Raw genomic sequence first — 21,152 nt, 5'->3', positions numbered from 1 at the left:
GCATGGACACACCCGAACAAGAAGAACGCCTGCTACTGGTCGTGGAGGACGACGAGGCGTTTGCGCGCACGCTGACGCGGTCATTCGAGCGGCGCGGCTACCGCGTGCTGCACGCAGCCAGCCTGGCCGAGGTAGAGAAATTGCTGGAAGACCACGAGCCCGGATATGCCGTGGTGGACCTCAAGCTCAAGGGAGATGCATCGGGCCTGGTGTGCGTGCAAAAACTGCACGCCGCCAGCGCAGACATGCTCATCGTGGTGCTTACCGGCTTTGCCAGCATTGCCACCGCGGTCGAGGCCGTCAAGCTGGGTGCATGCCACTACCTGGCCAAACCCTCGAACACGGACGACATCGAGGCCGCCTTCGGCATGAAGGCCGGCACCACCGAGGTGGAGCTGACCAACCGCTCCAGCTCCATCAAGACGCTCGAGTGGGAGCACATCAACGAAGTGCTGGCCGAGACCGAATTCAATCTGTCAGAGGCCGCCCGCCGGCTGGGCATGCACCGGCGCACCCTGATCCGCAAGCTGGAAAAAAAGCAGGTGCGCTGATACCGGTCGGTTCCGCACAAAGGTGCCCGGAAGATGGCTGGCAGCCGCAAGCCAGGAGTGGATGGCTGCAGGGACCGGCCGAGTGGGCCCGGGAGGCGCTGTGCGGGCACTCCAGAGCGAATTTTCGGTCATATCGGCCTGCAGTCCAGGTATTATCATGCCTGAATGCTATCAATTACGTAGCAATCGAATCAAGCTGCGTGCCTCCCAAGTAAAAAGCCCGCACCGGCTTGCACCGGGCGGGCTTGAAGGGTTCGCCGCTGGCGTGATTACACAGTCACTTCCTTGGCCGTGTCAGCAAACTCGGCGATCTGGTCGAAGTTCATGTACTTGTAGATCTTGTCGCCGTTCTTGTTGATCACGCCGATGTCTGCCAGGTACTCTTCCTTCGTGGGGATGCGGCCGAGCTTGGAGCAGATCGCCGACAGCTCTGCCGAGCCCAGGTACACGTTCGTGTTCTTGCCCAGGCGGTTCGGGAAGTTCCGGGTGCTGGTAGACATCACGGTGGCGCCTTCCTTGACCTGCGCCTGGTTGCCCATGCACAACGAGCAGCCGGGCATTTCCATGCGGGCACCGGCCGCGCCGAACACGCCGTAGTGGCCCTCTTCGGTGAGCTGCTGGGCATCCATCTTGGTGGGCGGGGCCATCCACAGCTTGACGGGGATGTCCTTCTTGCCTTCGAGTAGCTTGGAAGCCGCGCGGAAGTGGCCGATGTTGGTCATGCACGAGCCGATGAACACTTCGTCGATCGCGGCGCCGGCCACGTCCGACAGCGTCTTGGCGTCGTCGGGGTCGTTGGGGCAGCAGACGATGGGTTCGGTGATCTCGGACAGGTCGATCTCGATGACGGCGGCGTACTCGGCGTCTTCATCGGGGGCCAGCAGCTGGGGGTTGGCCAGCCAGGCTTCCATGGCCTTGATGCGGCGACCGATGGTGCGCGCATCCGCATAGCCCTGGGCAATCATGTTCTTGAGCAGCACGATGTTCGAGTTGATGTACTCGATCACGGGTTCCTTGTTCAGGCGCACCGTGCAGCCAGCGGCAGAGCGCTCGGCCGAAGCGTCGGACAGCTCGAACGCCTGCTCGACCTTCATGTCGGGCAGACCTTCGATTTCCAGGATTCGGCCCGAGAAGATGTTCTTCTTGCCCTGCTTGGCCACGGTGAGGTGGCCGGCCTTGATGGCGTACAGCGGAATGGCATGCACCAGGTCACGCAGGGTGACGCCGGGCTGCATCTGGCCCTTGAAGCGCACCAGCACCGATTCGGGCATGTCCAGCGGCATCACGCCCGTAGCGGCAGCAAACGCCACCAGGCCGGAGCCAGCCGGGAAGCTGATGCCGATGGGGAAACGGGTGTGCGAGTCGCCGCCGGTACCGACGGTGTCGGGCAGCAGCATGCGGTTGAGCCAGCTGTGGATGATGCCGTCGCCGGGCTTGAGCGAGATGCCGCCGCGCGTGCTGATGAAGTCTGGCAGCTCGTGGTGCATCTTCACGTCCACGGGCTTGGGGTAAGCAGCGGTGTGGCAGAACGACTGCATCACCAGGTCGGAGCTGAAGCCCAGGCAGGCCAGGTCCTTCAGTTCGTCGCGCGTCATGGGGCCGGTGGTGTCCTGCGAGCCGACCGAGGTCATGCGGGGTTCGCAGTACGTGCCGGGCACCACGCCCTGGCCTTCGGGCAGACCGCAGGCGCGGCCGACCATCTTCTGCGCCAGGGTGAAGCCCTTGCCAGTGGCAGCGGGCACCTGGGGCAGGCGGAACAGCGTGGAAGGTGGCAGGCCCAGGGCCTCGCGGGCCTTGGTGGTCAGGCCGCGGCCGATGATCAGCGGAATGCGGCCGCCAGCGCGCACTTCGTCAAACAGTACTTCGCTCTTGACTTCGAACTCGGCGATGACCGCGCCGTCCTTGAGCGCCTTGCCGGCGTAGGGCAGCAGCTCGATCTCGTCGCCCATGTTCATCTGGCTCACGTCCAGCTCGATCGGCAGGGCGCCGGCGTCTTCCATGGTGTTGTAGAAGATGGGAGCAATCTTGCTGCCCAAGCAGACGCCGCCAAAACGCTTGTTGGGCACGAACGGGATGTCTTCGCCCGTGAACCACAGCACGCTGTTGGTGGCCGACTTGCGGCTCGAACCCGTGCCCACTACGTCGCCCACATAGGCAACGAGGTTGCCACGGGCACGCAGGTCTTCGATGAACTTCACCGGGCCGCGCTTGCCGTCTTCTTCAGGCGTGATGCCGTCGCGCTTGTTCTTGAGCATGGCCAGCGCATGCAGCGGGATGTCGGGGCGGCTCCAGGCGTCGGGTGCGGGCGACAGGTCGTCGGTGTTGGTTTCGCCGGTGACCTTGAGCACCGTGAGCTTGATGCTCTGGGGCACTTCGGGACGGCTGGTGAACCATTCGGCATCGGCCCAGCTTTGCAGCACAGACTTGGCGAACGTATTGCCCTTGTCGGCCTTTTCCTTGACATCATGGAACTGGTCGAACATCAGCAGCGTCTTCTTGAGCGCTTCTGCAGCCACCGAGGCCACTGCTGCGTCGTCGAGCAGGTCGATCAACGGGGTGAGGTTGTAGCCGCCCAGCATGGTGCCCAGCAGCTGCGTGGCCTTTTCGCGGCCGATGAGTGTGCAGACCTCTGTACCGTGCGCCACGGCAGCCAGGTAGCTTGCCTTGACCTTGGCCGCATCGTCCACGCCCGCAGGCACGCGGTGCGTGATCAGGTCCACCAGCGTGGCTTCTTCGCCAGCGGGCGGGTTCTTGAGCAGCTCGACCAGTTCGCTGGTCTGCTTGGCGCTCAGCGGCAGGGGCGGAATGCCCAGCGCAGCGCGCTCGGCCACATGGTCACGGTAGGCTTTCAACATCATTTTTCTCCGGTTGCGTCTATCTATTCAAAGTGGGGCACGAGGGCAAGGCAGCCAGCCGGCATGTCGCTCTGGGGCGCCTTCAAGGCGGCCAGCGGCTGCACGGGGCTTGGTTACTTGAGGGGTTCGAGCACGCTCACGGGCGGGTTCTTCTTGATGGCTTCGGCCACCACGATCTGCTCGGGGCTCATGCATTCATCCGCCAGGCGCTGGCCCAGCCGCTGGTTCATGAGCATCGACTTGTTGGCAATCTGCAGCCACACGGCGCCGCCCTTGGCGTCTTCCAGCCGGACGGTGCCGGTGGTGGTGGCCACAGGCACCATGAAGTACTTGAAGCCCTTGCCTTCCACGCGGAAGTGGCCGGGGCTGGCCGGTTCAGCCGTCACCGTGACAAAGGCACCCAGCTCACACGGCATCCGGCCCACATGCACGCGCTCGGCAATGGCCAGTTCCTCGGGCGAGAGCGCGGCCTCGGCCGCCATGATGCCGGTAGCCACCTGGTTGGCCTCGCTCTTGAGCTGCGAGCGGCTGCTGGGCGGCTCGGCCTTGGCCACGGCCTTCTTGGGGGCTGACTTGGCCGAATCGGCGCTGGCAGCCTTGGACTCAGCCTTGGGAGCCGGTTTGGTCGCCGCCTTGGCAGCGGGCTTGGCGGCTTCAGCCTTGGCGGCGGGCTTTGCCGCTGGCTGAGCAGTGGCAGCGGCCTGCGCCAATGCCAGAGTGGGCGCCAGAAGCATCAGGGCGGAGGCAATGAGGGTTTTCATGGGAATTCCTGCGTTGAGAGGTTCAGGATGGTTCAGGAATGAACCGGAGAAACCGCGCTGTCGAACCAGTGGCGCACCGCCGCCGGAAGCACGCGGCCCGTGTGGTGGGCGCGCTCCAGCACCTGCCAGTAAAAGCGGAAGCTTGCGCGGTCGTGCAGGGTACCACCGTGACTGATGGGAGCCCAGTCCGCATCTGCCGCGGCAGCTATGATTTTGGAAGCATCTTCGATATCGTCCTGCCGAGGCGCAAACGCCTGCAGGATCGCCCGGATCTGCGCCGGGTGGATGCTCCACATGCGTGTGTAGCCAAGCTCGTTGGCGGCACGGCCTGCGGCATCGCGCATGGCGCCGGCATCGGCAAACTCCATCACCACGCAGTGCGACGGCACCTTGCCATGCGCATGGCAGGCCGCTGCTATCTCGAGCTTGGCCCGAACAACCAGGGGGTGGGAGAACTGGCCGGTGGAGCTCATGCCGTGCGCCGGGATCGCCCCGCCATGGGCCGACACGAAATCCATCAGGCCGAAGCTCAGGCTCTGCACCGCCGGGTGCGCCGCGATCTCGAACACGCGCTGCACTGCGGCGGGGGATTCGATCAGGGCATGCACGGGCAGGTGGGCCGCGCCCGCACGGGCGAGCGCGCGCTCCACACGCAGCACGTCGTCGACGGACTCCACCTTGGGAACCATGATGTGGCAAAGCCGGTGCCCGGCCTCGGACGCCACGATGTCCACATCGTTGGCGAACGCCGGGTGATCAACTGCATGGACGCGTACGGCCACGCGCGCCTCGGGCGCGGCCTCGGTCGCAAGACGGGCCACCAGACGGGCGTGCCCGGCCTCCAGGCCGACGGGCGCGCCATCTTCACAGTCCAGGGTGACGTCAAACACGCAGGTACCGAACTCCTGCGTCATCTCGGCCTGCAGTTGCAGGCTCTTTCGCATCCGCACCTCAACGCCGCTGTAGTGGTCACACACCGGCAGCAGATGGCTCTGCGCCTGCGGCCCCAGGAGCACGTCCCGCGGATGGGGGCGAACAGGCGGTGATGCAGCGCCCGGCCCCTGGGAGGGGCGCTCGGCGGCCGTGGGGCCCGATGCCTGTGGCGTCGGCTGCATCTTTGCGCGGGCTGGCTTTACAGCAGGTGCTTGACGCCGTCCTGCTCGCCTTGCAGCTCAGCCAGCGTCGTGTTGATGCGCTCCTGGCTGAATGCGTCGATTTCAAGGCCTTCCACGACCTTGTACTCGCCGTTTTCGCAGGTCACGGGGAAACCGAACATGGTGTCCTTGGGGATGCCGTATTGGCCGTCCGAAGGCACGCCCATCGTGACCCACTTGCCGTTGGTGCCCAGGGCCCAGTCGCGCATGTGGTCAATGGCGGCGTTGGCAGCCGAAGCAGCCGACGACAGGCCACGGGCTTCGATGATGGCCGCGCCACGCTTGCCCACGGTGGGCAGGAATGTGTTGGCGTTCCATTCCTGGTCGTTGATCATCTTGGCCACACTTTCACCCTTGATGGTGGCGAAGCGGTAGTCGGCATACATCGTGGGCGAGTGGTTGCCCCACACGGTCAGCTTTTCGATATCAGCCACGGCCTTGCCGGTCTTGGCGGCGATCTGGCTGGCAGCACGGTTGTGGTCCAGGCGCAGCATGGCGGTGAAGTTCTTGCGTGGCAGGTCAGGCGCCGACTTCATGGCGATGTAGGCGTTGGTGTTGGCAGGGTTGCCCACCACCAGCACCTTGACGTCGCGCGAGGCCACAGCGTTCAGGGCCTTGCCCTGCGCGGTGAAGATGGCGCCATTGACGGCCAGCAGCTCGGCACGCTCCATGCCGGGGCCGCGTGGGCGCGAGCCGACCAGCAGGGCGTAGTCGACATCCTTGAAGGCGGTCATGGGGTCGCTGTGCGCAGTCATCTCGACGAGCAGCGGGAATGCGCAGTCGTCGAGTTCCATCATCACGCCCTTGAGGGCCTTTTGCGGGCCTTCCACCGGCACTTCGAGCAGCTGCAGGATGACGGGCTGGTCCTTGCCCAGCATTTCGCCGGAGGCGATGCGGAACAGCAGTGCGTAACCGATTTGGCCAGCGGCGCCGGTGACGGCCACGCGAACAGGCTTCTTGCTCATGGTGAAAACTCCAGGGAGGTGAAAAAACAGGGGATGCAACGCTGCACCAGCGCCTGTTACCAGCAGCCCGTGCCTTGCAAAACAGCCTCGGATTGTACCGCCGAACAAAGCAGGGGGTCAATTTGTCTTATGTCTTATATAAGATATGATTCGGCCTGCCCGAAGCTGCCGGCGCCTGCCTTGCGCGGGCGGCAATCTCCCCACGGAGCCTGGCCCAGCAATCACCTTCACCATCGCCCATGTCATCCCAGCCCTTTGCCGCTGACGCCGCCGCCCCGATGCAGGGCGGGGCCACGCCAGCGTTCAGCCCGCTGTACCAGCAGATCAAGGGCCTGATCCTGCAAAGCCTGCAGCAGGGCGAATGGAAGCCGGGCGAAGCCATACCCAGCGAAATGGATCTGGCCGCGCGTTTTCGCGTGAGCCAGGGAACCGTGCGCAAGGCGATTGACGAGCTGGCGGCCGAAAACCTGGTGATGCGCCGCCAGGGCAAGGGCACGTTTGTCGCAACGCATGCCGAGCAGCATGTGCAGTACCGGTTCTTGAAGCTGCAGCCCGATTCGGGCGACGCCCGCGTCGAGGGCCCTGCCCAGCGCCGCGTGATCGACTGCCGGCGCGTGCGTGCCAGTGCAGACGTGGCCCGCGCACTGGCGCTGCGCACCGGCGATGCCGTGATGCAGGCGCGCCGCATCCTGTCTTTTGCGGGCGTGCCCACCATCCTGGAAGACATCTGGCTGCCCGGCCAGGCGTTCAAGGGGCTCACCGCCAACCAGCTGGCCGACTACCAGGGCCCCACCTACGCGATGTTCGAGCTGGACTTTGGCGTGCGCATGGTACGGGCCGAGGAAAAAATCCGCGCCGTGCTGCCGGACGAGGAACAGACGCAATTGCTGTCGATTACCCCCGTGACGCCCCTGCTCAGCGTGGAACGGATTGCCTACACCTACAACGACGCACCTATGGAGTTACGGCGCGGGCTTTATCTCACCGATACCCACCATTACCGTAATGAATTGAGCTGACATGGGGCTGGCACCCGAGCTTTAAGGTCGAAAATTTCGCTGTATCAAAGACCTTCATTGTTGCGTTGCAATAGAATTTTGTGTTGTTTGCATAGACCGATTACAGAACAGTTACATCCACGAAAGCACAAGACATGACAGAGCTAGCCAAAAAACGGCCTGAATTCCGGAACATCAATGCCTTCAAGGACCTGACGACGTACCGCCTGCCACCCGCGGGCTGGGTGTCGATCCTGCACCGCGTCAGCGGTGTGATCATGTTCCTGCTCCTGCCCTTCATTTTGTGGATGTTCGATACCTCGGTGTCGTCCGAGATTTCGTTTGCAAAATTCAAGGCGGTCTTCAATATCGGCGTGGGCTTCGTACCCGGCTGGTTCTTCAAGCTGGTGGTTCTGGCGCTGATGTGGGCTTACCTGCACCACTTCATCGCGGGCCTGCGCCACCTCTGGATGGACGTGAGCCACGACGCCGTGAGCAAGGAATTCGGCAAGTCTTCGGCCGTTGTCACCCTGGTGCTGAGCATTGCGCTCACGCTGGTGCTCGGTGCCAAGCTGTTCGGCCTGTACTGATGCCATACCCGGCCCGGTGCGCAATGCGCGCACCCCGCTGACGCAAACATTCAAAGGAAAAAACACATGTCTGTCAATTACGGCTCCAAGCGCATCGTCGTCGGTGCCCACTATGGTCTGCGCGACTGGCTGAGCCAGCGTGTCACCGCGGTCCTCATGGCCGTGTTCACTGTGCTCGTGCTGGGCCAGCTGCTGCTCGTCAAAGGCCCCATCGGCTACGACGCCTGGGCAGGCATCTTCTCCAGCCAGTGGATGAAAGTGATCACCTTCTCGGTGATCGTCGCTCTGGCGTGGCACGTGTGGGTCGGCGTGCGCGATATCTTCATGGACTACATCAAGCCCGTGGGCGTGCGCCTGGCACTGCAGGTGTTCACCATCGTCTGGCTCGTTGCCTGCGCCGGCTGGGGCATCCAGGTTCTGTGGCGTCTTTGAATCCCGCGACTGAAGGCATAAAACAATGAGCTACACCAACGCAAACATCACCAAGCGCAAGTTCGACGTCATCATCGTCGGCGCCGGCGGTTCCGGCATGCGCGCCTCGCTTCAGCTGGCACGCGCCGGCCTGAACGTCGCAGTGCTCTCCAAAGTGTTCCCCACCCGCTCGCACACCGTGGCGGCGCAGGGCGGTATCGGCGCCTCGCTGGGCAACATGTCCGAGGACAACTGGCACTACCACTTCTACGACACCATCAAGGGCTCCGACTGGCTCGGCGACCAGGATGCCATCGAGTTCATGTGCCGCGAAGCGCCCAAGGTCGTGTATGACCTGGAGCACATGGGCATGCCGTTTGACCGCAACACCGACGGCACGATCTACCAGCGTCCGTTTGGCGGCCACACCGCCAACTACGGCGAAAAGCCCGTGCAGCGCGCCTGCGCAGCAGCTGACCGTACCGGCCACGCCATGCTGCACACGCTGTACCAGCAAAACGTCAAGGCCCGCACCAACTTCTTCGTCGAGTGGATGGCGCTGGACCTGATCCGCGACGCCGACGGCGACGTGGTGGGCGTGACCGCACTGGAAATGGAAACCGGCGAACTGCACATCCTGGAAGCCAAGACCACGCTGCTGGCCACCGGTGGCGCAGGCCGCATCTTTGCCGCATCGACCAACGCCTTCATCAACACCGGTGACGGCCTGGGCATGGCGGCGCGCGCCGGCATCCCGCTGGAAGACATGGAGTTCTGGCAGTTCCACCCCACGGGCGTGGCCGGCGCAGGCGTGCTGCTGACCGAAGGCTGCCGTGGTGAAGGCGCGATCCTGCTCAACAGCAATGGCGAGCGTTTCATGGAGCGCTATGCGCCCACGCTGAAGGACCTGGCACCGCGTGACTTCGTCTCGCGCTCGATGGACCAGGAAATCAAGGAAGGCCGTGGCTGTGGTCCCAACAAGGACTACGTGCTGCTCAAGCTCGACCACCTGGGCGCGGAAACCATTCACAAGCGCCTGCCCTCGGTGTACGAAATCGGCGTCAACTTCGCCAACGTCGACATCACCAAGGAGCCGATCCCAGTGGTGCCCACCATCCACTACCAGATGGGCGGCATCCCCACCAACATCAACGGCCAGGTGGTGATCCAGCAAGGCGGTAACGACAACCTCGTGGTCAACGGCCTGTACGCAGTGGGCGAATGCTCGTGCGTATCGGTGCACGGCGCCAACCGCCTGGGCACCAACTCGCTGCTCGACCTGCTGGTGTTCGGCCGCGCCGCGGGCAACCACATTGTCGAGTTCAACGACAAGAACAAGAACCACAAGCCCCTGCCCAAGGACGCGGCCGACCGCACCCTGGAGCGCCTGAACCGCCTGCAGGGCGCCAGCAGCGGCGAATACGCACAGGATGTGGCCAACGACATCCGCGCCAGCATGCAGCTGCACGCCGGTGTGTTCCGTACGCAAGCCAGCATGGACGAAGGCGTCAAGAAGATCGCCGAGCTGCGCAACCGCGTGAACAGCGTGGGCCTGAAGGACCACTCCAAGGTGTTCAACACGGCCCGTATCGAAGCGCTGGAAGTGGAGAACCTGATCGAGTCCGCCCAGGCCACCATGGTGTCGGCAGCGGCCCGCAAGGAGTGCCGTGGCGCCCACACCGTGAGCGACTACGAGCGCCCCGCGGACGACCCGGTGGCACCACTGGGCCGGGACGATGCCAACTGGATGAAGCACACCCTGTGGCACAGCGAGAGCAACAGCCTGACCTACAAGCCCGTCAAACTCAAACCCCTGACCGTGGATTCAGTTCCGCCCAAGGTTCGTACGTTCTAAACGGATACAGGAGCACCCCACCATGGCAAAACGCACCTTCCAAATCTACCGCTACGATCCTGACAAGGACGCCAAGCCCTACATGCAGACCGTCGAGGTGGAACTCGACGGCAGCGAGCGCATGCTGCTCGACGCCCTGATGAAACTCAAGGCCCAAGACCCTACCCTGTCGTTCCGCCGCTCGTGCCGCGAAGGCGTGTGCGGCTCGGACGCGATGAACATCAATGGCAAGAACGGCCTGGCCTGCCTGACCAACATGAACACGCTGCCTGGCACCGTGGTCCTGAAGCCCCTGCCCGGCCTGCCCGTGATCCGCGACCTGATCGTGGACATGACGCAGTTCTTCAAGCAGTACAACTCGATCAAGCCGTATCTGGTGAACGACAACGTGCCGCCCGAAACAGAGCGCCTGCAGTCACCAGAAGAGCGCGAAGAGCTCAACGGCCTGTACGAGTGCATCTTGTGCGCGAGCTGCTCGACCAGCTGCCCCAGCTTCTGGTGGAACCCCGACAAGTTCGTGGGCCCCGCCGGCCTGCTGCAGGCCTACCGCTTCATCGCCGACAGCCGCGACGAAGCCACAGCACAGCGCCTGGATAACCTCGAAGACCCTTACCGCCTGTTCCGTTGCCACACCATCATGAACTGCGTGGATGTGTGCCCGAAGGGCCTGAACCCCACCAAGGCGATCGGCAAGATCAAGGAATTGATGGTGCGCCGCGCCATCTGACCCGATGCTTCCGACAGCCATGGGTGAAACCGCCAACAACGTGCCGCCGGCAGCGTCCCCGCTGCTGACAGAGCGCGAGCTGAGCAAGCTGCACTGGCGTTGCCGCCGCGGCCTGCTCGAAAACGACCTGTTCATCGAACAGTTCTTCGCCCGTTTCGAGCCTGAGCTGAACCAGCGACATGCATACGGCCTCGCGGTCCTGATGGACCTGGCGGACAACGACCTTCTGGACCTGCTGCTGCGGCGGCGGGAGCCCACGGAGGCGCTGGACACGCCCGAGGTTCATGAAGTGCTGGGCATGCTGCGGCGAGGCGGCGGCACCCCTGTGCTGCAGGCCTGAGGGCCCGTCAGCCCCACCCGACCGGATGATCATCGGCAAAACCAAAGGAAACTAACAATGAAGCTAGCTGACAACAAAGCCACCCTGTCCTTCAGCAATGGCAGCCCCAGCGTGGACCTGCCGGTCTACCAGGGCAGCATCGGCCCGGACGTCATCGACATCCGCAAGCTGTACGCACAGACGGGCATGTTCACCTACGACCCGGGCTTCCTGTCGACAGCGGCCACCCAGTCGGCCATCACGTACATCGATGGCGACAAGGGCGAGCTGCTGTACCGCGGCTACCCCATCGAGCAGCTGGCTACCAACTGCGACTACCTGGACACCTGCTACCTGCTGCTCAACGGCGAACTGCCCAACGAGACGCAGCGCACCGATTTCCACAAGCTCGTGACCAACCACACCATGGTCAACGAGCAGATGCAGTTCTTCCTGCGCGGCTTCCGCCGTGACGCTCACCCCATGGCTGTGCTGACCGGCCTGGTGGGCGCGCTGTCGGCCTTCTATCACGACAGCACGGACATCAACAATCCGCAGCACCGCGAGATCGCCGCCATCCGCCTGATTGCCAAGATGCCTACCCTGGTCGCCATGGCCTACAAGTACGGCGTGGGCCAGCCCTACATGTACCCGCAGAACCACCTGAGCTACTCGGGCAACTTCCTGCGCATGATGTTCGGCACGCCCTGCGAAGAGTACAAGGTCAACCCCGTGCTTGAGCGCGCGCTGGACCGCATCTTCATCCTGCACGCTGACCACGAGCAGAACGCATCGACGTCGACCGTGCGCCTGTGCGGTTCGTCTGGCACGAACCCGTTTGCAGCCATTGCCGCTGGCGTGGCCTGCCTGTGGGGCCCCGCGCACGGCGGCGCCAACGAAGCAGCCCTGAACATGCTGCACGACATCCAGGCCCAGGGCGGCGTGGAAAAGATCGGCGAGTTCATCAAGCAGGTCAAGGACAAGAACTCCGGCGTCAAGCTGATGGGCTTTGGCCACCGCGTGTACAAGAACTACGACCCCCGCGCCAAGCTCATGCAGGAAACCTGCAATGAAGTGCTGGCCGAACTGGGCCTGGAAAACGACCCGCTGTTCAAGCTGGCCAAGGAACTGGAAAAGATCGCTCTGGAAGACGACTACTTCGTGCAGCGCAAGCTCTACCCGAACGTGGACTTCTACTCCGGCATCGTGCAGCGCGCCATCGGTATCCCGGTGAACCTGTTCACCGGCATCTTTGCCCTGGCCCGTACCGTCGGCTGGATCGCCCAGCTCAACGAAATGATCGGCGACCCCGAGTACAAGATCGGCCGCCCACGCCAGCTGTTCACCGGTTCCGTGCGCCGCGACGTGCCTCCTCTGGCCAACCGCTGATCGGTACGGCGCACTGCGCCGTCCGTACGCAACCATCAAGCCCGCAGGCAACGCCTGCGGGCTTTTTTCATGGTCGGGCGCCTGAGAATGGTGTGACTGGCGCGGCCTCCACAACGGCCAATGGCACGCGGGCACCCGCTGGCAGGCCTCACGCAACAGTCTGCGGTGGCTTGATGCTGCGCCCGCGCACCAGATTGCCAGGCAGCGCGGGCGCTTCGCGTCGCAACCAGGCATCGACGCCCTGGCGGTTACCGCTGCGAAACCGGCGACGCAGCAAGCCGTGGTTGCCTTCTCTGGGTGGAAATCGCCTTTAAGCGTTACACCGCCACTCAGACGGTACTCCCCCCCAGTAGTGGAGGTTATTCGGCCGGTAGCGCAAGCACTCATTGGACTGGCGTTTTATACTGCACCCTAGTACCTGACTGTTTGACGAACTGACAACGCCCACCCGCCTACGCATCGGGCGACCACGCAGACCTCCACACGATCCACCCATGCCCCACACCGCCGAAGACAAGCAACGCGCCATCACGCGCCTGCGCCGCATCCGGGGCCAGGCCGAGGCGCTGGAGCGCGCGGTGGAGGCCGGCAGCGACTGCGCCCCCATCCTGCAGCAGCTGGCCGCCATGCGCGGGGCAGTGCATGGCCTGATGGCCGATCTGCTGGACAGCCATGTGCGCGAAACGCTGGCCGAAAAGCCCGCGCCATCGCAGGCCGCGGTTGAGGAAACACTGGCGTTGCTGCGCTCGTACCTCAAATGACAGCGCCATATCTCGCCCCGGGCATACACCTGCCGCCGACTCGCACCATCGGTGCGGGCGCCCCTTCCCTGCGCGTCAAGCGTAAGGCGACCGACCTGACCGGTGCCCCCGTCGTGAACCCGGCATCCACCGCTTGCGCCTGATAACCACCCAATCCTTCCCATCCCATCCGTTTTCGCCAAGGAGCCACCCCATGAAATCCCGCGCCGCCGTTGCCTTCAAAGCCGGAGAACCCCTGCAGATCGTCGAAATCGACGTCGCCCCACCCAAAAAGGGCGAAGTGCTGATCCGCATCACCGACACCGGGGTGTGCCACACCGATGCCTTCACCCTGAGCGGCGAAGACCCCGAAGGCCTGTTCCCCGTGGTGCTGGGCCATGAAGGCGCAGGCATCGTGGTGGAGGTGGGGGAAGGCGTGACCAGCGTGAAGCCGGGCGACCACGTCATTCCGCTGTACACCGCCGAATGCGGCGAGTGCCTGTTCTGCAAGAGCGGAAAGACGAACCTGTGCGTGGCGGTGCGCGCCACGCAGGGCAAGGGCGTGATGCCCGATGGCACCACGCGTTTCAGCTACAACGGCCAGCCCATCTACCACTACATGGGCTGCAGCACCTTCAGCGAATACACCGTGGTGGCCGAGGTGTCGCTCGCCAAGGTCCACCCTGACGCCAACCCCGAGCAGGTGTGCCTGCTGGGCTGCGGCGTGACCACGGGGCTGGGCGCGGTGAAGAACACCGCCAAGGTGCAGGAGGGCGACACCGTGGCCGTGTTCGGCCTGGGCGGCATTGGTCTGGCGGTGATCCAGGGCGCCAAGCTGGCCAAGGCGGGCCGCATCATCGCGGTGGACACCAACCCTTCCAAGTTCGACCTGGCCCGCACCTTCGGCGCCACCGACTGCATCAACCCCAAGGATTTCGACAAGCCAATCCAGCAGGTGATCGTGGAGATGACGACCTGGGGCGTGGACCATTCGTTCGAGTGCATTGGCAACGTCAACGTGATGCGCGCTGCGCTGGAATGCGCGCACCGTGGCTGGGGCCAGAGCGTGATCATCGGCGTGGCGGGCGCGGGGCAAGAGATCAGCACCCGCCCCTTCCAGCTCGTTACCGGCCGCAAGTGGCTGGGCACAGCGTTCGGTGGCGTCAAGGGCCGCAGCGAGCTGCCCGGCATGGTTGAAGACGCCATGGCCGGCCGGATCCAGCTGGAGCCGTTTGTGACGCACACCATGGGCCTCAAGGACATCAACACCGCGTTCGACCTGATGCACGAAGGCAAGTCGATCCGCTCGGTCGTCAAGTACGCCGCGGCCTGAGCCCGACGCGCAGGCGCCTGCCTTCATGGCATTAGCCGCAGGTGCCCCGCGTGCACGGAGCACGGCATCACCCCGGTGATGCCCGGCGTTGCCGGTGGCGGTGTGGCCGCAGCCCTGCACCATGCGTTCCGCCCTGTAGCGGACGTGGAGCGCAGGGCGCTGGGAAAACGGGGTGGTCCGCTCAAGCGATTTTCAAGCGAAATCGGCTGCAAGCCCAGATATTAAAAGCCTCGATAGCTATTAAATTCATAGTAAAAACATGACGACAACTCTGGACCTGCAAAGCAGCCATGCCTGCTTTGGCGGCGAGCAGCGCTTTTACCGGCACGACTCCACCACCATCGGCCTGCCGATGAAGTTCTCGGTCTTCCTGCCGCCGCAGGCCAGCCAGGGCCCGGTGCCGGCGATGCTCTATCTGGCGGGCCTCACCTGCACGGAAGAGACCTTCATGGTCAAGGCGGGGGCGCAGCGCAAGGCGGCCGAACTGGGGCTGGCACTGATCACCCCCGACACCAGCCCCCGTGGCGCCGATGTGCCCGGCGAGGCCGACAGCTGGGACTTTGGCGTGGGTGCCGGTTTTTACCTGGACGCCACAGAGGCGCCCTGGGCCCGCCACTGGCGCATGGAAAGCTACCTGCTTGGCGAGTTGCTGCCCGCTATCACAGCCGTACTGCCGGTAGACGCGGAGCGCCTGGGCATCTGCGGCCACTCGATGGGCGGGCACGGCGCGCTCACGCTGGCGCTGCGCCACCCGGGCCGGTTCAAGGCGGTATCGGCCCTGGCGCCCATCTGTGCGCCCACGCAGTGCCCCTGGGGCGAAAAGGCGTTTTCGGGCTACCTGGGGCCGGACCAGTCCGCCTGGGCCGCCCACGATGCAACGGCGCTGATGCAGGCGCAGCCCATCGCCCCATACCCACAGGGCATCCTGGTCGACCAGGGGCTGGCCGACAAGTTTCTGGCCGGGCAGCTGCACCCGCACCTTCTGGAGGACGCCTGCATGCACATTGGCCAGCCGCTCACGCTGCGCAAGCATGCGGGCTACGACCACGGCTACTACTTTGTGCAGACGTTCATTGGTGACCACCTGGACCACCACGCCGCCCGGCTGTGACGGCTGGTGCCACCGACAGGCCTTGCTCGGCACACCACGGCGGCGCTCCGCCCGGCGGGCCCCCACGGCATTGCGGTCGGGGCAGCCACTATCAGCGGCTGTGATGAGTTGCGTCAAACCGCGATAATTTGATAAATATGCTTTGAAATATCAGATTTTGAACTGATAATGTCCCCAGGCCTCAACACTTCCCTGTGGTCCGGCCTGCAGAGGACAGCATGAACCCTACCGACACCGCGCCTTCGATTTGCCTGCCATCGGCCCCTGAGAACCTGGGCCCCGACGAGGCTTGCACTGCGCCGGAGCTCCCTTCCCTGCCCGACAGCGCGACTCAGAAGTGGCTCAAAGCCCAGCTTTTCGACTCGACGCCCATGGGCCTGTGCGTACTGCACCACGGCCGGCCGCTGTTCATCAACTTCCACCTGGCCCACATGCTGGGCGGAGACGACGGCGACGCCCACGCCACACCTCACGAGCTCCAGCAGCGCTGGCCGGAGCTGTGGCCACAGTTAATGCACATCGGGCGCGAAACGCGCATGGTGCACAGCAAGCGCAAGGACGGCAGTCTGCTCGTGGGCAGAGCCTACACCCGGTCGTTGCAGGCCCTGCTGGACGGCGCCGAGGTCGTGACACTGGTGGACGACACGCGGCGCGAGGGGCGCGGTTTTTCGGCCACCTGGCGCGCACGCATGCTGGAACAGGCCGAGACCATTGGTCGCAGCGGCTCGGCCGAGATCGATATGACCACGGGCAAGATGGTCATCTCCAAGGGCATGCACAGCCTGCTGGGCATTCCGTTCAGCCCGGAGCCGATGCGCAGCGAGCGCTTTCTGCGCTGGGTGCCCAAGGAGGAGCGCGGCTACGTCGCAGCCATCTGGCAGGGTGCCATCACCGATGAACCGTTCGAGTTCCAGCACCGCCTGGTGGGCAAGGATGGCACGCGCATGGAGGTCCTGCAGCGCGGCATGGTCGAGGAAGACGCCACCGGCCAACAGCATGGGTACCTGATCGTCCAGGACATCACCGCGCAGCGCCAGGCCGAGCAGCGCATCCAGCAGCTGGCCCACCAGGATGTGGTGACCGGGCTTTCCAACCGCACGCATCTGCTCGACCAGATCGATGCCGCCGTCAACCATGCCCGGTGGGACCCCGGCACGTTCCTGGTGCTGTCGGTACAGGTGGACAAGGTCGACCAGCTCAAGCAGGCCATGGGCTATGGCGCCGGCGACAGCATGGCGCGTGCCGTGGCCGAGCGCCTCAAGGGTCTGGCCGAGTCCGGCGACGTGGTGGCGCGCATCGATGGCGGTGAATTCGCCATCATGGTCTCGCCCCACAGCAGCCGGCTTGATGCCACAGGCCACATCCATGCCCGCGCCGTGGTGGATGCCCTGTCGCACGCCGAGCGCGTGGCGGTGTCCGAGATCGTGCCGGGTGCGCGCGTGGGCGTGGCACGGTTCCCGCAAGATGCCGAGACCGCCGGAGAGCTGCTCGAAGCCGCACAGATGGCGCGCATGCGCATCGACGCGCAGGGCGAGCAGGTGGCAGTGTTCACGCCCGAGACCCGCGCCCTGGCCATGCGCCGCCTGGCCATCGAATCCGGCCTGCGCCACGCGGCCGACCGCGGCGAGCTGGCGCTGTCCTACCAGTTGCAGGCCGATCTCTCCAACGGTGAAGTGATCGGCGCGCAGGCGGTGCTGGAATGGACCAGTGCCGAGCTGGGCCCGGTGCCCCTGGAGGAATTCATGCCCGTGGCCCTGCAGTCGGGCCTGGTGGTGAGCCTGGGCGACTGGAAGCGCAACGCACTGTGCGCGCAGCTGCAGGCCTGGGAGCAGGCCCGCGTGCGCGTGCCCCGCATGTCCACGCGCATCAGCACGCTGGAGCTGCAGCAGCACGACGTGTTCGAGAAGATGCGGCGCTGCATGAAGCAGTACGGCCTGACGCCGCAAAGCCTGGGCGTGGAGATCAGCGAACGGGCTCTGGTGGAAGGCGGCGACAGCCTGGGCCCCACGCTGACGCAGCTCAAGGCGCTGGGGGTGGAAATCACCCTGGGCGACTTTGGCGCCAACTTCACCAACCTGGCCCTGCTGCGCAGCCTGCCGGTGGACGTGATCAAGGTAGACCGCTCGTGCGTGCCGGATGTGACGGCCGCGGTGGGCGCGGTGTCGCTCACCCGCGCCATCATCAACATGGGCCACAGCCTGCAAATGCAGGTCATGGCCGAAGGCGTGGAGACCACCGGCCAGCTCACGCTGCTGATTGCCAGCGGCTGCGACCGCATGCAGGGCCCGGTGCTGGCCCCGCCCGTCAACGGCGAGACCCTGATCCAGATGCTGGCGCAGCGAACCCGCCTGCCCGACAGCATGCTGTCGCGCCGACGCGAACGTACGCTGCTGCTCGTGGATGACGAGCCGAGCATCGTCTCGTCGCTCAAGCGCCTGTTCCGCCGCGACGGGTACCGCATCGTTACCGCAGGCAGCGGCGCCGAAGGCCTGCAGCGCATGACCGAGTACGAGGTGGACGTGGTGCTGTCGGACCAGCGCATGCCCGGCATGACCGGCGTGGAATTTTTGCGTCGCGCAAAAGACCTGTACCCCGACACCGTGCGGCTGGTGCTGTCGGGCTACACCGAGCTGCAGTCCATCACCGATGCGGTGAATGAAGGCGCGATCTACCGCTTCCTGACCAAGCCATGGGACGACGAGCGGCTGCTGGAGCATGTGCGCGAAGCGTTTGCGCACAAGGAAATGGCCGATGAGAACAAGCGCCTTGCCACCGAGGTGGTGGCCGCCAGCGAGGCCCTCACGCAGGCCAACGAGCGGCTGGAGCTGGTACTGAACAACCAGCAGCAGCAGATTGACCTCGAAGCCGCCCGCGCCAACACGGCCCGCGACCTGCTCGACTCGCTGCCCGTGGCACTGCTGGGGGTAGACCCCCACGGCACCATCGTTTTGACCAACCAGGAGCTGCAGCGCGCGCTGGGTGCCCACACGCCGCTGCTGGGCGAGTCTGCGGCGCACGCGCTGGGACACGACTTCGCGGCCCTGGCGGCTGCAGGTGTTGCCAGCGATGCCGCTGCAAGCCAGATCGAGCTGCCCCTGGGCGGGCGCACCTGGCAGGCCCGTGTACGGGCCTTGGGCGATACGCACCCGCGCGGCATCATCCTCACACTGATCGACCCCCTTTCACCCCAGGCACAACCATGACCTCCCTCGCCATCGCTTCCCCGCTAGCGCAAGCCACACGCACCGCTGCCCCGGGCACCTTGGCCGATGCACCGGCTGCAGCAAGTCCGCTCGCCGTCTCCGCCGCATCCGCCGCATCCGCCGCATCCGCCGACAACGCTACAGACGCGCCAGACCCTGCCGCACAAAGGCTTGCGCACCTGTTCCGGCGGGTCTCTGCCAGCCAGGTGCCGCCCGAACTTCAGCGCGCGCTGTACGCCCACCGCGGAGTCGCCCCATGAACGTCCTGCACGCCCCTGCCCTGCGTACCCCCTCCATTGCGCTCGACCGCGAAGCGCTCGCCCGCGATGTGAGTTCGCTGCCGTCGCTGCCCACCGTGGTGGTGCAGCTGCAGTCACTCATGCAGCAGACCGATACCCCGCTGGACAGCTTTGCCAACACCCTGCAGCTGGACCAGGCGCTGTCGGTCAAGGTGTTGCAACTGGCCAATTCGCCCTTTTACGGGCTGTGCAACCGCATCGGTTCGGTACGCGATGCCATCAACGTGCTGGGCCTGCGGCAGCTGGGCACGCTGGTGCTGGCGGCCGCGCTCACGGTGCAGTTTGAAAAGCTGCATGGCAAGGCGCTGCACATCGAGGCCTTCTGGCGCCACTCGATCTGCTGCGCGGTGGCAGCACGCCAGATTGCCCGGCTGCACGGCATGAACGAGCCCGCCGCCTTCACCGCAGGCCTGCTGCACGACGTGGGCCGGCTGCTGGTGGACAGCCGCCACCCTGAAGACGCCGCCGCCATCCTGGCCTGGGCCGAGTCGCAGGACATCGCGTACTGCGAGGCCGAACTGGCCCTTACCGGCATCGCCCATGCCGAGCTGGGGCAGTGGGTATGCCAGCACTGGCACTTTGCGCCCGAGATCACCGATGCCATCGCAGGGCACCACCAGCCGGGCGCCGCCACACAGGTGTCGCTGGCCGATGTGGTGCACGTGGCCGACGCCCTGGCCCACGCGCTTGACCTGGCCGGACTGGACAGCGAAGCTGTACCTGCCGTCGACCGCGGCGCCTGGCAGCGGCTGGCGCTGACCGAACAGCGCACCGCCGTGCTGCTGCGCGGCATCGAAGAAGAGTTTCAGCAATTGCAGGCGGTGCTTCGCCCCGGAAAGGAAACGACATGACCTCGCTCGCCCAGGTTGGCACGGCGGCCCCCGCCGAGTTGCCCGAAGCAAATGGCCCTGTATGCACCCTCGTGCAACCCTCCGAACTCACGCTCGCCGAAATGTCGGACGTACAGATCCGCGCGATCGTCGGCGAGCTGCTGCAGGCCAACAAGGAACTCAAGGTCCTGAACTCCAAGCTGTCGGACGCCAAGAACAAGCTCATCCAGTCGGAAAAGCTGGCCTCCATCGGGCAACTCGCGGCAGGTGTGGCCCACGAGATCAACAACCCCATCGGGTTCATCTTCTCGAATTTCGGGACGCTGGAGCAGTACCTGCAGGACCTGTTCCAGATGCTTGCCGCCTACGAAGAGGCGGAGGCCAGCATGACGGATGTTGACGCTGTCGCCCGCATCCGCGAACTGCGCGAGGAACTGGACATCGAGTACCTCAAGGAGGACATTCCGACCCTCATGCGAGAGTCGCGCGACGGCATCCAGCGCGTGCGCAAGATCGTGCAGGACCTCAAGGATTTCTCGCGCGTCGATGCACGCCAGGAGTGGGAGAGCGTGAACCTGCACCACGGCATCGACTCGACGCTGAACATCGTCAACAACGAGATCAAGTACAAGGCCGACGTCGTCAAGCAGTACGGCGACCTGCCCGAGGTGCAGTGCCTGCCGTCCGAACTGAACCAGGTGTTCATGAACCTGCTGGTCAACGCTGCCCACGCCATCACCAAGGAACGCGGCACCATCACCATCCGCACCGGCACCGAGGGTGCCGAGGCCTGGGTGGAAATTGCCGACGACGGCGCCGGCATTGCCGAAGAGAACCTGCAGCGCATCTTCGACCCGTTCTTCACCACCAAGCCCGTCGGCCAGGGCACGGGGCTGGGGCTGTCGCTTTCGTATGGCATTGTGCAAAAACACAGCGGCCGCATGGAAGTCACCAGCGAAGTTGGCAAGGGAACCACCTTCCGTGTCACCATTCCGGTACAGCGGACCGACACTGCACCGACGCCTGCCTGAGCGGCGTGCCGCAGTACCCCCCGAGCCAAC

At 64.8% G+C, this 21,152-nt stretch carries 19 protein-coding genes; 15 read left to right on the top strand and 4 right to left on the bottom strand.

What is annotated here, in order from left to right; all coding sequences use genetic code 11:
• Positions 1–2 precede the first annotated feature (2 nt).
• Positions 3–551, top strand: a complete 549-nt coding sequence (locus tag ACTPOI_RS16940; protein WP_440110882.1) for a response regulator transcription factor — start codon at positions 3–5, stop codon at positions 549–551.
• A gap of 269 nt (positions 552–820) precedes the next feature.
• Here ACTPOI_RS16940 and acnB read toward each other — a convergent pair whose 3' ends face one another.
• The 4 genes from acnB to ACTPOI_RS16920 all read right to left on the bottom strand — a co-directional run bounded on the left by acnB (position 821) and on the right by ACTPOI_RS16920 (position 6,286).
• The gene (acnB, locus tag ACTPOI_RS16935) at positions 821–3,406 is read right to left on the bottom strand and encodes a bifunctional aconitate hydratase 2/2-methylisocitrate dehydratase (protein ID WP_440110880.1); all 2,586 of its coding nucleotides are present in this window, start codon (positions 3,404–3,406) and stop codon (positions 821–823) included.
• Between the two features lie 113 nt (positions 3,407–3,519).
• Complete coding sequence (locus tag ACTPOI_RS16930; RefSeq protein WP_440110878.1) at positions 3,520–4,167, bottom strand: hypothetical protein; 648 nt, start codon at positions 4,165–4,167, stop codon at positions 3,520–3,522.
• A gap of 32 nt (positions 4,168–4,199) precedes the next feature.
• Positions 4,200–5,282: an HpcH/HpaI aldolase/citrate lyase family protein gene (locus ACTPOI_RS16925; protein ID WP_440110876.1), complete on the bottom strand. Its 1,083-nt coding sequence runs from the start codon at positions 5,280–5,282 to the stop codon at positions 4,200–4,202.
• A 17-nt stretch (positions 5,283–5,299) separates the two neighbouring features.
• Entirely contained in the window at positions 5,300–6,286 is a 987-nt protein-coding gene (locus tag ACTPOI_RS16920; RefSeq protein WP_440110874.1) for a malate dehydrogenase, read from the bottom strand.
• Positions 6,287–6,525: 239 nt separating this feature from the next.
• Here ACTPOI_RS16920 and ACTPOI_RS16915 point away from each other — a divergent pair, with 239 nt between their 5' ends.
• From ACTPOI_RS16915 to ACTPOI_RS16850, 14 genes are all read left to right on the top strand, one after another.
• Positions 6,526–7,305, top strand: coding sequence for a GntR family transcriptional regulator (locus tag ACTPOI_RS16915; RefSeq protein ID WP_440110872.1), 780 nt, complete (start codon positions 6,526–6,528; stop codon positions 7,303–7,305).
• A 134-nt stretch (positions 7,306–7,439) separates the two neighbouring features.
• Positions 7,440–7,874, top strand: coding sequence for a succinate dehydrogenase, cytochrome b556 subunit (sdhC, locus tag ACTPOI_RS16910; RefSeq protein WP_440110870.1), 435 nt, complete (start codon positions 7,440–7,442; stop codon positions 7,872–7,874).
• 66 nt (positions 7,875–7,940) lie between these two features.
• On the top strand, positions 7,941–8,306 hold the full coding sequence (gene sdhD, locus ACTPOI_RS16905) for a succinate dehydrogenase, hydrophobic membrane anchor protein (protein ID WP_440110868.1): 366 nt from the start codon (positions 7,941–7,943) through the stop codon (positions 8,304–8,306).
• A gap of 25 nt (positions 8,307–8,331) precedes the next feature.
• Positions 8,332–10,140, top strand: coding sequence for a succinate dehydrogenase flavoprotein subunit (sdhA, locus tag ACTPOI_RS16900; protein WP_440110866.1), 1,809 nt, complete (start codon positions 8,332–8,334; stop codon positions 10,138–10,140).
• A 22-nt stretch (positions 10,141–10,162) separates the two neighbouring features.
• Entirely contained in the window at positions 10,163–10,867 is a 705-nt protein-coding gene (locus ACTPOI_RS16895; protein WP_069103264.1) for a succinate dehydrogenase iron-sulfur subunit, read from the top strand.
• A 4-nt stretch (positions 10,868–10,871) separates the two neighbouring features.
• Positions 10,872–11,207, top strand: coding sequence for a succinate dehydrogenase assembly factor 2 (locus ACTPOI_RS16890; RefSeq protein WP_440110864.1), 336 nt, complete (start codon positions 10,872–10,874; stop codon positions 11,205–11,207).
• Positions 11,208–11,264: 57 nt separating this feature from the next.
• A complete protein-coding gene (locus tag ACTPOI_RS16885; protein ID WP_440110862.1) occupies positions 11,265–12,575 on the top strand; it encodes a citrate synthase in 1,311 nt (436 codons plus the stop codon).
• Positions 12,576–13,069: 494 nt separating this feature from the next.
• Positions 13,070–13,336 (top strand): metal/formaldehyde-sensitive transcriptional repressor, encoded by a 267-nt coding sequence (locus ACTPOI_RS16880; RefSeq protein WP_440110860.1) that lies wholly within the window; start codon positions 13,070–13,072, stop codon positions 13,334–13,336.
• A 193-nt stretch (positions 13,337–13,529) separates the two neighbouring features.
• Positions 13,530–14,648 carry an S-(hydroxymethyl)glutathione dehydrogenase/class III alcohol dehydrogenase gene (locus ACTPOI_RS16875; protein ID WP_440110858.1) on the top strand — a complete coding sequence of 373 codons (1,119 nt, stop codon included), beginning with the start codon at positions 13,530–13,532 and terminating at the stop codon, positions 14,646–14,648.
• 259 nt (positions 14,649–14,907) lie between these two features.
• Positions 14,908–15,759, top strand: a complete 852-nt coding sequence (gene fghA / locus ACTPOI_RS16870) for an S-formylglutathione hydrolase (RefSeq protein WP_440110856.1) — start codon at positions 14,908–14,910, stop codon at positions 15,757–15,759.
• A gap of 218 nt (positions 15,760–15,977) precedes the next feature.
• Complete coding sequence (locus tag ACTPOI_RS16865; protein WP_440110854.1) at positions 15,978–18,962, top strand: EAL domain-containing protein; 2,985 nt, start codon at positions 15,978–15,980, stop codon at positions 18,960–18,962.
• The gene (locus ACTPOI_RS16860; RefSeq protein WP_440110852.1) at positions 18,959–19,222 is read left to right on the top strand and encodes a hypothetical protein; all 264 of its coding nucleotides are present in this window, start codon (positions 18,959–18,961) and stop codon (positions 19,220–19,222) included. Before ACTPOI_RS16865 ends, ACTPOI_RS16860 begins: the two co-directional genes overlap by 4 nt.
• Positions 19,219–20,112 (top strand): HDOD domain-containing protein, encoded by an 894-nt coding sequence (locus ACTPOI_RS16855; protein ID WP_440110850.1) that lies wholly within the window; start codon positions 19,219–19,221, stop codon positions 20,110–20,112. Before ACTPOI_RS16860 ends, ACTPOI_RS16855 begins: the two co-directional genes overlap by 4 nt.
• Positions 20,109–21,122 (top strand): ATP-binding protein, encoded by a 1,014-nt coding sequence (locus ACTPOI_RS16850; RefSeq protein WP_440110848.1) that lies wholly within the window; start codon positions 20,109–20,111, stop codon positions 21,120–21,122. Before ACTPOI_RS16855 ends, ACTPOI_RS16850 begins: the two co-directional genes overlap by 4 nt.
• Positions 21,123–21,152 lie beyond the last annotated feature (30 nt).

Source organism: Acidovorax sp. BL-A-41-H1, assembly GCF_051942715.1.
Note: the sequence above shows the minus strand (reverse complement) of the source record. Positions and strands in the feature narration are given on the sequence as shown.

What these genes read in the sequence shown, in the direction of transcription:
- ACTPOI_RS16875 (WP_440110858.1), top strand. Translation starts at nt 13,530, where the DNA reads ATGAAATCCCGCGCCGCCGTTGCCTTCAAAGCCGGAGAACCCCTGCAG.
- ACTPOI_RS16915 (WP_440110872.1), top strand. Translation starts at nt 6,526, where the DNA reads ATGTCATCCCAGCCCTTTGCCGCTGACGCCGCCGCCCCGATGCAGGGC.
- sdhA (WP_440110866.1), top strand. Translation starts at nt 8,332, where the DNA reads ATGAGCTACACCAACGCAAACATCACCAAGCGCAAGTTCGACGTCATC.
- sdhC (WP_440110870.1), top strand. Translation starts at nt 7,440, where the DNA reads ATGACAGAGCTAGCCAAAAAACGGCCTGAATTCCGGAACATCAATGCC.
- ACTPOI_RS16850 (WP_440110848.1), top strand. Translation starts at nt 20,109, where the DNA reads ATGACCTCGCTCGCCCAGGTTGGCACGGCGGCCCCCGCCGAGTTGCCC.
- ACTPOI_RS16940 (WP_440110882.1), top strand. Translation starts at nt 3, where the DNA reads ATGGACACACCCGAACAAGAAGAACGCCTGCTACTGGTCGTGGAGGAC.
- ACTPOI_RS16860 (WP_440110852.1), top strand. Translation starts at nt 18,959, where the DNA reads ATGACCTCCCTCGCCATCGCTTCCCCGCTAGCGCAAGCCACACGCACC.
- ACTPOI_RS16865 (WP_440110854.1), top strand. Translation starts at nt 15,978, where the DNA reads ATGAACCCTACCGACACCGCGCCTTCGATTTGCCTGCCATCGGCCCCT.
- ACTPOI_RS16925 (WP_440110876.1), bottom strand. Translation starts at nt 5,282, where the DNA reads ATGCAGCCGACGCCACAGGCATCGGGCCCCACGGCCGCCGAGCGCCCC.
- ACTPOI_RS16920 (WP_440110874.1), bottom strand. Translation starts at nt 6,286, where the DNA reads ATGAGCAAGAAGCCTGTTCGCGTGGCCGTCACCGGCGCCGCTGGCCAA.
- ACTPOI_RS16930 (WP_440110878.1), bottom strand. Translation starts at nt 4,167, where the DNA reads ATGAAAACCCTCATTGCCTCCGCCCTGATGCTTCTGGCGCCCACTCTG.
- acnB (WP_440110880.1), bottom strand. Translation starts at nt 3,406, where the DNA reads ATGTTGAAAGCCTACCGTGACCATGTGGCCGAGCGCGCTGCGCTGGGC.
- sdhD (WP_440110868.1), top strand. Translation starts at nt 7,941, where the DNA reads ATGTCTGTCAATTACGGCTCCAAGCGCATCGTCGTCGGTGCCCACTAT.
- ACTPOI_RS16880 (WP_440110860.1), top strand. Translation starts at nt 13,070, where the DNA reads ATGCCCCACACCGCCGAAGACAAGCAACGCGCCATCACGCGCCTGCGC.
- ACTPOI_RS16890 (WP_440110864.1), top strand. Translation starts at nt 10,872, where the DNA reads ATGCTTCCGACAGCCATGGGTGAAACCGCCAACAACGTGCCGCCGGCA.
- fghA (WP_440110856.1), top strand. Translation starts at nt 14,908, where the DNA reads ATGACGACAACTCTGGACCTGCAAAGCAGCCATGCCTGCTTTGGCGGC.
- ACTPOI_RS16895 (WP_069103264.1), top strand. Translation starts at nt 10,163, where the DNA reads ATGGCAAAACGCACCTTCCAAATCTACCGCTACGATCCTGACAAGGAC.
- ACTPOI_RS16855 (WP_440110850.1), top strand. Translation starts at nt 19,219, where the DNA reads ATGAACGTCCTGCACGCCCCTGCCCTGCGTACCCCCTCCATTGCGCTC.
- ACTPOI_RS16885 (WP_440110862.1), top strand. Translation starts at nt 11,265, where the DNA reads ATGAAGCTAGCTGACAACAAAGCCACCCTGTCCTTCAGCAATGGCAGC.